The sequence below is a fragment of the Arthrobacter sp. C9C5 genome, assembly GCF_013359735.1.
In the GTDB taxonomy this organism is placed as follows: Bacteria; Actinomycetota; Actinomycetes; order Actinomycetales; family Micrococcaceae; genus Arthrobacter.
Map to the genome: position 1 here is coordinate 132,213 of NZ_JABFMX010000004.1, position 12,610 is coordinate 144,822.

Consider the following 12,610-nt stretch of genomic DNA (forward strand, 5'->3'; position numbering starts at 1 on the left):
GTAAAGCAGAAGGACCCCTCCGCATGGGAGGGGTCCTTCGGGCGGATCTCAACCGAGATCCTGTGGGACGTCTAGTCGACCGGAACCGGTGCCTTCTCGTGGAGGCGGCCCGTCTCGTCGTGCCAGTCGGAACTGAGCGGACGAAGGTTCGGTTCTACGGCGCGTGCGTGGTGAGCGCAGAAAAGCAGTTCACCGCCGGAGGCTCCGAGAACAACCCGGACGTATGCCTGAGCTCCGCAACGGTCGCACCGGTCAACGGTGGTGAGTGTGCGGTCCGCAACTGCTGTTGTCATGTTCGGCCTCCTTAGTAGATCGATACATCTATATAACCAGCATTCGCTGCCATTCCATGGCAAGGATGGGCCACTTTCGCTGTCCGCGTATCACGGCTCAATAACGGCGGCCAGGGTCTTATCCGCTGTGTTGCCCCGTCGGGGGAGTGGCAACCCGGACTCCGGCGCCAGGCCGACTAATCTAGGAAGAGCGTCTCTACGTTCCATCCCTGAAGGAGTTCCCGACCCGTGGCACCAAGTTCTGACTACACCGCCCGGCATCTGTCCGTGCTGGAAGGCCTCGAGGCCGTCCGCAAGCGCCCGGGTATGTACATCGGCTCCACGGACTCCCGCGGCCTCATGCACTGCCTCTGGGAGATCATCGACAACTCCGTTGACGAGGCCCTGGCCGGCTTCGGCCACGACATCAAGATCATCCTGCACGCCGACAACTCGGTGGAGATCCACGACGACGGCCGCGGCATCCCGATCGACGTCGAACCCAAGACCGGGCTCACCGGCGTCGAGGTGGTCTTCACCAAACTGCACGCCGGCGGCAAGTTCGGCGGCGGTTCCTACACGGCCTCGGGCGGCCTGCACGGCGTCGGCGCCTCGGTCGTGAACGCCCTGTCCTCCCGCCTGGACGTCGAGGTGGACCGCGGCGGCAAGACCTACAAGATGTCCTTCCGCCGCGGCGAGCCGGGCCGGTTCAAGGACCCGGGCACCAAACCGGATCCGACCGCCGTGTTCGAACCCTTCGTCGACGGCTCCGTCCTCGACGTCGTCGGCAAGGCCAAGCGCGGCGTCACCGGCACCCGGATCCGCTACTGGGCCGACCGCCAGATCTTCACCCCGGACGCGAAGTTCTCCTATGACGAGCTCGCCGCCCGCGCCCGGCAGACGTCCTTCCTGGTGCCCGGGCTGAAGCTCACGGTCCGGGACGAACGCAGGGTCGCCGGCACCCTGGGCGAGTCCGGCCCGCACGAGGAGATCTTCCACCACGACGGCGGCCTCTCCGAGTTCGTCGAGTTCCTCGCCGCCGATCCGGCCGTCACCGACGTCTGGCGCCTGCACGGCGCCGGCAAGTTCAAGGAAACGGTCCCCGTCCTGGACGAGCGCGGCCACAGCCAGCTGGCCGAAGTGGAGCGTGACTGCGAGGTGGACGTCGCCCTGCGCTGGGGCATCGGCTACGACAGCACCGTGCGCAGCTTCGTGAACATCATCTCCACCCCCAAGGGCGGAACGCACCAGTCCGGCTTCGAACAAGCCCTGCTCAAGACGTTCCGCAAGGCCGTGGAAACCAACGCCCGCAAGCTCAAGGCCGGCAACGACAAGATCGAAAAGGACGACATCTTCGCCGGGCTCACGGCCGTGCTGACGGTCCGCCTCGCCGAGCCGCAGTTCGAGGGCCAGACCAAGGAAATCCTGGGCACCTCTGCCGTCCGCGCCATCGTGGCCAAGGTGGTGGAGCAGGAGATCAACGCGAAGCTCACCTCGTCCAACCGCAACGACAAGGCCCAGTCCGCGCTGCTGCTGGAAAAGGTCGTCAGCGAGATGAAGTCGCGCATCTCGGCCCGCGTCCACAAGGAGACCCAGCGGCGCAAGAACGCCCTGGAGACCTCCTCGATGCCCACCAAGCTGGCGGACTGCCGGACAGACGACGTCGGACGCTCCGAGCTGTTCATCGTCGAAGGTGACTCCGCCCTCGGCACTGCCAAGCTGGCGCGCTCCTCGGACTTCCAAGCGCTGCTGCCGATCCGCGGCAAGATCCTGAACGTGCAGAAGGCCTCGGTGGGGGACATGCTCTCCAACGCCGAATGCGCCGCCCTGATCCAGGTGGTCGGCGCCGGTTCCGGCCGCAGCTTCGACATCGGCGCCGCGCGTTACGGCAAGGTCATCCTGATGACGGACGCCGACGTCGACGGCGCCCACATCCGGACCCTGCTGCTGACGCTGTTCTTCCGCTACATGCGCCCGATGATCGACGAGGGCCGCGTCTTCGCCGCCGTCCCGCCGCTGCACCGGGTGGAGGTCATCAACGCCGGGCAGAAGGCCAACGAGATGATCTATACGTACTCGGAGGCGGAACTGCACGTCCTGCTCGCCCGCCTCGCCAAGGAAGGCAAGCGCTACAAGGAACCGATCCAGCGCTACAAGGGTCTCGGCGAAATGGACGCCGAGCAGCTCGCGGAGACCACGATGGACCCGCGGCACCGAACCCTGCGCAAGGTCGGGATCGAAAACGCGAAGCAGGCCGAGGAGACCTTCGACCTGCTGATGGGCTCCGACGTGGCGCCGCGCAAGGACTTCATCATCGCCGGGGCGGCGAGCCTGGACCGCGAACGCATCGACGCCTGAGCGGGCGCAGCCCGTCCCGCGCGCCGGGAAACCGGGTCAGCCGAGCAGGCCCGGCACGATCAGCAGCGCCGTGGGCAGCGCCAGCAGCAGCAGGCAGGCGCCCAACACGCCGAGGCGCAACGCCTCCGGCAGCGGCGGCTGGGGCGAGAGCAGCCGGCTGACGCGGGAAGCGGTGGTCATCGCCGAACCGGCGCCTCCGGTGGCGCCGGGCTGGCCGGCGTCGGCCTCCGTGCCGGCGTCGCCGAACCCCATCCGGGCCGCCGGCGCCGCCGCGGCATCAGAAAGACCGGCGGAACCGCTCGCCACGATCGCGATCGCCTTGATCAGGGTGGCTTTGCTTTCGGTTTTCAGGGCCACGTCGTCGGCGAGCATCTCGATCAGCGAGTTCACGGCCTCCTGCGCGAGGCGGGTGGTCGGCAGCCAGGGCAGAGCCTGCCGCCAGGCCGCGAACGCCCACAGCAGCAGGTGGTGGCGCTGGCTCAGGTGGGCGTTCTCGTGGATCAGGACCGCACGCAGTTCATCCGGTTCCAGGGCCGCCATCAGTCCGTCGGAGAGCACCGTGACGGAGCGGGCGCCGCCAGGCAGGCAATAGGCCACGGGGGAGTCATGGCTGATCACCATGGTCCGGGCGCCGTCGGCCGAGGGGGAGGCGAGCAGCGCGAGCAGCTCGCGGTGCCGCCGCCGCTGGCGCTGGATCTTGTAATAGGTGAGCAGCAGGGTGAAGACCAGGTGCGCGCTCAATAGGGCCGCGGCCGAGAGGGCGAAGATATGCCAGAAGCCCAGCGCCGTGGTCGGCTCGTTGCGCAGGACCATGCCGGCCAGCGAGCGGAGGCCGGCCAGGAGGTTGTCCCCGACCGGCTCCAGGCCGTAGACGAGCATGGCGCCGATCATGGACAGCCCGCCCGCGAGGGCGATTGCCTGCCAGAGCAGCATGGCGGTGAAAGGGGAGCGGGCCGGCCACTGGGCACGCGAAAGCAGGATAGGTACCGGCCACGCCAGAACTATCGCCAGGACCGCCAGAAAGTATGAGGTCCAGAACACCGGTGTTAGCTGTGGTCCAGCAGTTTGCGCAGCGTTTCAGCTTCGGTCGCGGACACGGAACCAATGAAGCGGGCCAGCACGGCCTCCCGGTCGGGGGCGGAGCCGAGCACCTCGTGCATCAGTTCGGCGGTGTGGTCCGCGCGGCTGGAGACGGCCTGGTAGCGGTGCGGGCGGGTGCCGCGTTCCCGCTCCACCAGGCCCTTGCGCTCAAGCCGGGACAGGACGGTCAACACGGTGGTGACGGCCAGGTCCTTGCCCTCGTGGCCGGCAGAGCCGCCCGCCGCCTTCGTGCTCTGCGCGAGCAGGTCCCGCAGGGTGTTCGCGGTCGCAGCCTCCTGGCCTGCCCAGAGCAGGTCCATCACTGCCCGTTCCAGTTCGCCGAGACTTGCCATTCCGTACGTCCTTCTTGAGTGCCGCCTTGGGCGGTGGTCCCGCCCCGGGTGGTTTGCCGGATACTTCAACGTTAAATTTACCGCGTTTTGCTCCCAGTTTCTACATGAGGTAGAACAGGGCCGCCGCGGCGTGTCGCCTGCGGCGCCGGGGCGGGGCGGCCCGGCGCCCGGCCGCCCTGCGCCGATCCATTGCGGGGCAGGGCGCGCCGTGCCACGCTGGGGTGCGGGAGGGTGTGAACTTGTTCTACACTCTGTAGAAGTATTAGTTCTACACAACGTAGAAATCTCTCGGGAACCTAGCCAAAGGGACTGCCTTGGACGCCTTGGAAATCGCACGCTGGCAATTCGGCATCACCACCGTCTACCACTTCATGATGGTTCCGCTCACGATCGGCCTGGGGCTGGTAGTGGCGGTGATCCAGACTCTCTGGTACCGCACCGGCCGGCCCGAGTACCTCCGGATGACCAAGTTCTGGGGCAAGCTCTTCCTGATCAACTTCATCATGGGCGTGGCAACCGGCATCGTGCAGGAGTTCCAGTTCGGCATGGCGTGGAGCGAGTACAGCCGCTTCGTCGGAGATGTCTTCGGCGCGCCGCTCGCCATGGAGGCGCTGCTGGCCTTCTTCGTGGAATCCACCTTCCTGGGCCTCTGGATCTTCGGCTGGAAGCAACTCAAACGCGGCGTCCACCTGGCCTGCCTCTGGATCGCCGTCATCGGCTCGGTCTTCTCCGCCTACTTCATCATTGTGGCCAACAGTTGGATGCAGCACCCGGTGGGCGTCGAGATGATTGACGGGCGTCCGGTGATGACCGACGCCTGGGCCGTCTTCACCAACAACACGGCGCTCGTGGCCGTACCGCACACCCTCTTCGGCGCCCTCGCCGTCGCCGGGGCTTTCCTCCTCGGCATCGCCTGGTACCACCTGTGGCGCCGACGCCACGACGGCATCGACACGGTGGGTGCCGACGGCAAGGTGATCCCCGGGGAGTCGGAGATTCCGGGCCGGGACCGTGCGGACCACGCCGTCTGGATCCGCTCGCTGCGGATCGGCGCCGTCGTCGCGATGATCTCCTTCGCCGGCACCGCCATCACGGGCGACCTGCAGGGCAAGCTCATGTTTGAGCAGCAGCCCATGAAGATGGCCGCGGCCGAGGCCGCCTGCCACGACGGCACCGGCTTCTCCATCCTGAGCGTGGGCAACGTCGGCTCCAAGAACTGCGACGACGTCGTCGCCGTGATCGAAGTCCCCGGCATCCTGTCCTTCCTGGCCAAGGGCGACTTCACCACCGAGGTCAAGGGCGTCAACAGCCTGCTGGAGAAGTACAAGGCCGACTACGGCACGCACCTGCCGGACAACCCGATCTACGGGGACCGCGCCGGCCAGGAAATCCAGTACGTCCCGGTCATGGAAGTCACCTACTGGGGCTTCCGGATGATGATCGGCTTCGGCGGCGTCGCGGCCCTCGCCGCCCTCGTGGCGCTCTGGATCACCCGCAAGGGAACGGTCCCGGCCTCCCGCGGCCTGATGCGGCTCGCCGTATTCGGCATCCTGGCCCCCTTCGGCGCAAACGCCGCCGGCTGGATCTTCACCGAAATGGGCCGGCAGCCCTTCGTGGTTGCCCCCAACCCGGATCCCAGCGGGATCGACCAGGTCTTCATGTTCACCGCCGCGGCGGTGTCCCCGGGCGTCTCCGCCGGGGAGCTGCTGACCTCCCTGGTGGTGCTGACCGCCGTGTACGCGGTGCTGCTGGTGGTGGAGGTGAAGCTGCTGGTGAAGTACATCCGCGGCGGCGTGGTCTCCGCGATGCCCGAACTGGCCCACGCCCCGGCGGACGAAAACGAGGACCAGACCCCGCCCGGGGGCGCCCCCGGCAAGCGCGGGGCCGACGACGTCCTGGCCTTCGCCTACTAACGGCCCCCGAACAAGAAGCAGAGGAAATTCAGCATGGAACTGCTACCCACCATTTGGTTCATTGCCATCGCGGTGCTGTGGACGGGCTATCTCTTCCTGGAGGGCTTTGACCTTGGCGTCGGCATGCTTATGAAGGGCTTCGCCCGGAACAACACCGAACGTCGGGTGCTGCTCAACACCATCGGCCCGGTCTGGGACGGCAACGAGGTGTGGCTGCTCACCGCCGGCGGCGCCACGTTCGCGGCCTTCCCGCTCTGGTACGCCTCGCTGTTCTCCGCCCTGTACCTGCCGCTGCTGCTGGTCCTGGTGGCGCTGATCTTCCGCGCTGTGGCCTTCGAATACCGCGGCAAGGTAGACACCCCGCAGTGGCGTGCGCGCTGGGACTGGGCGATCGTGCTGGGTTCCCTGGTCGCCGCATTCGGGGTCGGCGCGGCCCTGGCGCTGACCACCACGGGGCTGCCGCTGAACGCCAACGGTGACCGCGAGGGCGGCCCGTTTGCCTGGTTCAGCGCCTACGCGGTGCTGGGCGGCCTCGCCGTCGTCGGTTTCTCGCTGCTGCACGCGCTGGCGTTCCTGGCGTTGAAGACCGACGGCGACGTCCGGCACCGCGCACGGCAGTGGTTCGTCCGGCTGCTGCCGGTGCTGCTCCTGCCGATCGCCGGCTGGGCGATCGTGCTGCAGCTGCAAAGCGGCAAGGCCTGGACCGTGGCCGCCGTCGTCGCCGCCGTCGTGGCGGCCGGCCTGGCCTGGAACTTCGCCCGTGGCGGCGCGGAAGGCAGGGCCTTCCTGTCGCTGGGCGTCTTCCTGCTGCTCGGCAGCGCCTCGATTTTCGGCGCGGCCTTCCCGGTGGTGCTGCCCTCGACCCTCAACCCGGACTTCAGCCTGACGGTCGCCAACGCCTCGTCCTCGGACTACACCCTGGGCCTGATGACCATCGTGGCTTGCATCGGGCTGCCGCTCGTCCTCGCCTACCAGGCCTGGACCTACTGGGTGTTCCGGCGCCGGGTGAGCGCCGACCACATTCCGGAAGCGCACAGTTTCCTGCCCGCGATCGCCGCCAAGGCCCTGGCGCCGAAGGACTAGCCGCCGATGAGACCGCAGTTCCCCGCAGGCCCCGCCACCCGTTCCGCGCTCTACCTGCTGGGGCTGCTGGCTGCCCTCAAAGCGCTGTCCCTCGTGCTGATTGGGCAGGCGGTCGCCGCCATGCTGGCCGGCCTGATGGCGCACAACCCCGTCTGGGCCGAACAGCTCGGCTGGGGACTGGCCGGGGTGGTACTGCGCTCGCTCACCGTGTGGGCCCAGGCGGTGGCAGCCCGCCGCGCCGCGCTGGGCGTCAAGGAGGAACTGCGCGCACGGCTGCTGGAACGGACCCTGCACACCGGGACCCGCACCGCCGGTCCGGCCGACGGCGGACTCGCGGTGCTGGCGACGCGTGGGCTGGATGCCCTGGATAACTACTACACCCAGTTCCTGCCGGCCCTGGTTAACTGTGCCGCGATCCCGCTGCTGCTTGGGGCGCGGATCCTCTTCGCGGATTGGATCAGCGCCGTGGTGATCGTCCTGACCGTCCCGCTCGTGCCGCTGTTCATGATCCTGATCGGCCGTTACACCGAGGACCGGGTCAGGGAAGCGCAGTCGGCCCTGGCCCGGCTCTCCGGGCACATGCTGGAGCTCGCCAAGGGCCTGCCCGTGCTGGTGGGCCTGGGCCGTGCTGCCGCCCAGCGCAAGGCCCTCGAGGACATCTCGGAGGAATACCGCTCCAAGACCATGGGGACCCTGCGCACCGCCTTCCTCTCCGCCCTGGCGCTGGAGCTCATCGCCACGATCTCCGTCGCCGTGGTGGCCGTCTTCATCGGTGTCCGGCTGGTGCACGGGGACATGGCGCTTGAGGCGGGGTTGCTGGCCCTGATCCTGGCCCCCGACTGCTATCTTCCGCTGCGCGAACTCGGCACCGCCCACCACGCCAGCGACGAAGGACGTGCGGCGCTCGCCGACACCACGGAGGTCCTCGACGCCGTCCAGGCCGCAGCGCTCGTCCCGACTCCGGTCCGCCGGGACGGCGGCACTCCCGTCCCGCCGGCCGTCACGGTCCGGGAGCTGACCGTGCGCTACGCCGGCCGCGCGGAGGCCGCCGTCGGACCGCTGAGCTTCACCGCCGCCCCCGGCGAGATCACCGCCCTCGACGGCCGCAGCGGGGCCGGTAAGAGCACCGTCCTGGGCGTCCTGGCCGGCACCATCGGCTCCGGTACCGGGGCTGAGGTCACCGGACGGCTGGAGGGGTTCGCGACGGCGGACCTCGCCTGGGTGCCGCAACACCCCGTGATGGTGGAACCCACGGTGCTGGCGGAGGTCATGCTTTACCTCGGTGCCGCCCCCGACCGGTCCCCGGCGCAGGTTGATGCCGAAGCCACTGCCGAAGCCAGGCGGTGCCTCGCCGCCTGCGCCGCCGAACACCTCGCCGCGAAGCATCCCGCCGAGCTCAGCCCGGGGGAGCTGCGCCGGGTGGCCGTGGCCCGCGGGCTGGCCCGGATCGCGGCCGGCGCCACGGTGCTGCTGCTGGACGAGCCCACCGCGCACCTGGACCGGGCGTCCGCCGACGCGGTCAGCCGGACCATTTCCGGACTGCGAGGAAGTGCCACGGTGCTGCTGGTGGCCCACGACCGGCAGACCCGCGAACTCGCGGACCGGCTGGTGACCGTCGGGGGACGTGCCGACGGCACCCTCGCCGCGGCCGTCGCGCCGTCTTCGGCTAGCGGACACCGCACCCCGGACGGGCAAGACTTCCCGCCGGCATCAGCCGACGTGGCCGGCCTCGACGCCGCGGGCGCTCCTGCCGGGGCCGTAACTTCAGCCGCCGGAACTGGGCGGTTTGGAACTTCTGCCGCCCAGCTGCGCCGGCTGCTTGCCCCGGTGGCCGCGAAGTTTGCCGCGGCCGGCATGGTCGGGATCCTGGCCGCGCTGTTCGCCGTCGCCCTGTCCGGGCTCTCCGGCTGGCTCATCATCCGGGCCAGCGAGCAGCCGCCTATCCTGTACCTGCTCACCGCAATCGTGGGGGTGCGCTTCTTTGGCGTCGGCCGCGCCGCCCTGCGGTACACCGAACGCCTGCTCCTGCACGACGCCATCTTCACCGCGCTGACGCAGCTCCGCGGCCGGCTTTGGGAGTCGCTGAGCCGGCGGGCATTGTCGCTGCGGCGGCTCCTCCAGGGCGGCAACGTACTGGGCGCCGTGGTGGACGACGTCGACACCGTCCGCGAACTGCTGCCGCGCGTCGTGCTGCCGCCGCTGACCGCCGTGGCCGTGGGCGTGGCCGCGGTCACGGGCGTCGGGCTGCTGCTCCCGGCAGCGCTGCCGGCCGTGATTGCCGCCGCCGCGATCAGTCTCGCGGCCGCGCCGGCCCTGGCACTGCTTGCGGACCGGATGTCCGCCGGAACCGAGCAGCAGCTGCGGTCCGGCGTGCTGCGGCGGGTGGCCGCGGCGCTGGATGCCCGCGCCGAACTCCATGCCAACGGTGTGGGTGCCCCGGTCCTTGCCGATATCCACCGGGCCGACCGGGCGGCGACTGCCGCGTCGCAGCGTTCGGCCCTGGCCGAGGGGCTCGGGCAGGCGCTTACCGTGCTGGCCTGCGGGGCCGCCGCGCTGGCCAGCGCGGTCCTGGCCGCCCCGCTTGCCCTCAGCGGCGCCGTCGAGCCGGCGACCGTCGCCGTCGTCGTGCTGCTGCAGCTTGCCCTCGTGGAACCGTACTCGGCGATCACGACGGCGGTGCGGCAGTATCCGGCGCTGCGCTCGGTGCTGCGGCGCATCGGCGGCTCCGGCGTCCTGGACGCGGAGGAGCGCGAAGAATCCGGCGGACCAGTGCCGGTGGCGGAGCGGCCCGGCGGACGTCCCGGCCTGGAACTCGATCACTTGGCGGCGGCGTGGCCGGGCGGCACGGAGGTCTTCACCGGGCTGACCGCCAGTGCCGAACCGGGCCGCTGGCTCGCCGTGACCGGCGCCTCCGGTTCCGGGAAGTCCACCCTGCTGGCCGTCATGCTTGGCTTCCTTCCGGCAGCGGACGGCCAGCTCTTCCTGACCGGACGCGCGGCCTGGTGCCCGCAGGAGGCGCACCTCTTCGACTCGACTATCCGCGGCAACCTGATGCTGGGGCTGCCCGAGGGCGATCGTCCTACGGACGGAGGAACCGATGCGGCCGCGGGGCTTGACCGGCAACTAACCGCTGCGCTGTCCGCCGTTGGCCTGGATCCCTTGCTGACGCGGCTGGACCGTGGCCTGGACACCCCCATCGGGCCCGGCGGCACGTTCCTCAGCGGCGGGGAGCGCCAGCGCCTGGCGGTGGCCCGGACGCTGCTGACCGGCGCCGACGTGATCCTGCTCGACGAGCCCACGGCGCACCTGGACGCGGAGGCGGGCCGGGAAATGCTGGCCGAACTCCGGAGCGGGCTGGCGGCCCGCACGGTGGTCCTGGTGACGCACAACCCGGAGGACATCGGCCCGGAAGATAACCGGCTGGACCTCGACCGGGCGGGGACGCCACAGACGGAGCCGGTGCTGGCGCGGGGGTAGGGCCGCCGTTAGCCTGTAGCCATGACCGGACGCACCGCCCCGCAGGCCAGCCCGGACCCCCGACTTAGGTGGCGGCCGGCGGGCACCGCCGAGCTGGACGACTGGGCCGCCCTGATTGCCCGTACTGCCGCCGTCGAGCGGCCTGTCTGGTTTGAGCGGCGCGAGGACCTGGCCCAGATCCTGGAGTCCCGGACAAACCCGGTGGCCGCCAACAGCATCCTCGGCTTCGACGACCGGGAAGTCGCGCGGGCCTATGCCAGGCTGACGAAAAACCCGGACGGAGACAAAGCCGTCGGCTTCGGCTGCGTGGACCCCGAGTGGCAGGGCAACGGGATCGGAACCGGGCTCCTGGGCTGGCTGGAGGCCCGGACGCTGCAGCGGTTTGCCGAGGATGCCGGCACCGCCGGCCCGAGACTGCGCCTCTACATGGAACAACAGCACACCCATCAGGCACAGCTCTTCGAGCGCCGCGGCTACCGCATTGTCCGCTACTACAACGAGATGCACCGGCCGCTGGATGCGGCCTTCCCGGAGCCGGAGCTCGACGACGGGCTGGAACTCGTCGACTTCGGGCCCGGCCTGCATGAGGCCGTGCGGCTGGCCCACAACGAGGCCTTCCGGGACCACTGGGGCAGCGAGCCCCGCGACGAGGAGGCCTGGGGATTCGTGGTGAACGATCCGCAGGCGCGGCCCGACCTGAGCGGCGTCGTCGTCGAGAGGGCCAGCGGCCGCGTGGCCGGCTACCAGATCGCCAGCCACGACGCCGACAGCGCTGCGGACCGGGGCTTCAAGGAGGGCTACACGGACCTGCTTGGGGTGCGCCGGGAGTTCCGGGGCCGGGGGATTGCCCAGGCCTTGCTGGCTGACGCCATGCGCCGCTTCGCCGCAGCAGGAATGGACAAGGCCTCGCTCGACGTCGACGCGGAGAACCCCACCGGGGCGCTGGCGCTCTACACGAAGATGGGGTACGTCGCGGTCAACCGCAGCATGGCCTGGGACAAGGAGCTGTAGCCATTCACGCTGCAGTACCTGTCCACAGGCTATCCATCCACAGGCTATCCATCCACATCGTGGAGGTGGTGCACGACGTCGTGCAGGAAGTACTGCGCGAACGTCAGCACCGTGAATTCCGAGCCGTTGCTGCGGGTGCCCTTGCGGTACCAGTCCCGCTCCGGAACGCGGCCGAAGGACGCAGCGATCTGCTCGCCCTCCGCCGTCAGGGCGGCGCTCACCTCGGCCGGATCGGAGCCGGCGTAGTCCTGCTCGACCGCGGTCCGGTCCTGGTCCCAGTCCTCGAAGTGGGCGTCATCCTCGGTGAGCATGAGGTCGAGGCGGTGGTCGAAAAGCGTGAACACGTCCCGGACGTGGCAGGCGTACTCCAGGGGCGACCAGGTGTCCTCATCCGGGCGCACTGCGGTGTCCGGGCGCCGCAGCACGGCGCGCCAGCGCGGCAGCATACTGGCCACCCGTCCCGGTGCCGTGGCGGGGGTGCAGGCGGAGATGTCAAAACCGCACTCGGGGCACGGCCGTGACAGCACCCAGGTCCAGTCCTTTTGATCGGGCACGATAGGCATGCGAGCAGTCTAGGCGAAGGAGTAAAATTCGTTCCGGGGGAAGGGCCTGGAAAGGGACATTGCCATGCTCAAAGACCAGCCGGTCGGCGCCGTGTTGCCGGCCGCGGACCTCGCCCGCGCGCGCGATTTCTACCACGACAAGCTCGGGCTCGAACCGGATAACCCGGGCGCCGAGGACAACCTGCAGTACACATGCGGCGCCGGCACCAGGTTCCTGCTGTACCAAACGCCGAACGCCGGATCCGCCAAGAACACCCAGATGGGTTGGATGGTTCCCGATGTTCCGGCCGCCGTCGCCGAGCTCCGCGCGGCAGGGGTCGTCTTCGAGGACTACGACTTCCCCGGCCTGAAAACCGAGGACGGCGTTGCGACCCTCCCGGACGGGAGCACCGCGGCGTGGTTCCTTGATACCGAGGGCAACATCCTGAACATCAACTCTGGGATGTAGCTTCCCCGCGCTGACCCCGGGCGGCTGCGCCAGGCGGCGGCCCGGGTCTGCC

General features: G+C 69.5%; 10 protein-coding genes. 6 read left to right on the forward strand and 4 right to left on the reverse strand.

Annotation, left to right across the window (positions count from 1 at the left end; genetic code table 11):
• Nucleotides 1-71 precede the first annotated feature (71 nt).
• On the reverse strand, nt 72-293 hold the full coding sequence (locus HNO80_RS04580) for a DUF7455 domain-containing protein (protein ID WP_175321658.1): 222 nt from the start codon (nt 291-293) through the stop codon (nt 72-74).
• A gap of 228 nt (nt 294-521) precedes the next feature.
• On the opposite strand from HNO80_RS04580, the gene HNO80_RS04585 reads away from it, so the two are divergent.
• A complete protein-coding gene (locus HNO80_RS04585; RefSeq protein WP_175321659.1) occupies nt 522-2,630 on the forward strand; it encodes a DNA gyrase/topoisomerase IV subunit B in 2,109 nt (702 codons plus the stop codon).
• A 36-nt stretch (nt 2,631-2,666) separates the two neighbouring features.
• On the opposite strand, the gene HNO80_RS04590 is transcribed toward HNO80_RS04585, so the two are convergent.
• Both HNO80_RS04590 and HNO80_RS04595 read right to left on the reverse strand, forming a co-directional pair.
• On the reverse strand, nt 2,667-3,671 hold the full coding sequence (locus tag HNO80_RS04590) for a M56 family metallopeptidase (protein WP_175321660.1): 1,005 nt from the start codon (nt 3,669-3,671) through the stop codon (nt 2,667-2,669).
• Between the two features lie 5 nt (nt 3,672-3,676).
• On the reverse strand, nt 3,677-4,063 hold the full coding sequence (locus tag HNO80_RS04595) for a BlaI/MecI/CopY family transcriptional regulator (protein ID WP_175321661.1): 387 nt from the start codon (nt 4,061-4,063) through the stop codon (nt 3,677-3,679).
• 314 nt (nt 4,064-4,377) lie between these two features.
• Between HNO80_RS04595 and HNO80_RS04600 the strand changes: the two genes are divergently transcribed.
• The 4 genes from HNO80_RS04600 to HNO80_RS04615 are packed head-to-tail and all read left to right on the forward strand — an operon-like array spanning nt 4,378 to nt 11,547.
• A complete protein-coding gene (locus HNO80_RS04600; RefSeq protein ID WP_175321662.1) occupies nt 4,378-5,976 on the forward strand; it encodes a cytochrome ubiquinol oxidase subunit I in 1,599 nt (532 codons plus the stop codon).
• A gap of 33 nt (nt 5,977-6,009) precedes the next feature.
• A complete protein-coding gene (cydB, locus tag HNO80_RS04605; protein WP_175321663.1) occupies nt 6,010-7,059 on the forward strand; it encodes a cytochrome d ubiquinol oxidase subunit II in 1,050 nt (349 codons plus the stop codon).
• A gap of 6 nt (nt 7,060-7,065) precedes the next feature.
• Nucleotides 7,066-10,536: a thiol reductant ABC exporter subunit CydD gene (cydD, locus tag HNO80_RS04610; RefSeq protein WP_175321664.1), complete on the forward strand. Its 3,471-nt coding sequence runs from the start codon at nt 7,066-7,068 to the stop codon at nt 10,534-10,536.
• Between the two features lie 21 nt (nt 10,537-10,557).
• A complete protein-coding gene (locus HNO80_RS04615; RefSeq protein ID WP_175321665.1) occupies nt 10,558-11,547 on the forward strand; it encodes a GNAT family N-acetyltransferase in 990 nt (329 codons plus the stop codon).
• A gap of 44 nt (nt 11,548-11,591) precedes the next feature.
• Here HNO80_RS04615 and HNO80_RS04620 read toward each other — a convergent pair whose 3' ends face one another.
• Nucleotides 11,592-12,110 (reverse strand): DinB family protein, encoded by a 519-nt coding sequence (locus HNO80_RS04620; protein ID WP_175321666.1) that lies wholly within the window; start codon nt 12,108-12,110, stop codon nt 11,592-11,594.
• A 64-nt stretch (nt 12,111-12,174) separates the two neighbouring features.
• On the opposite strand from HNO80_RS04620, the gene HNO80_RS04625 reads away from it, so the two are divergent.
• Entirely contained in the window at nt 12,175-12,558 is a 384-nt protein-coding gene (locus HNO80_RS04625; RefSeq protein WP_175321667.1) for a VOC family protein, read from the forward strand.
• Nucleotides 12,559-12,610 lie beyond the last annotated feature (52 nt).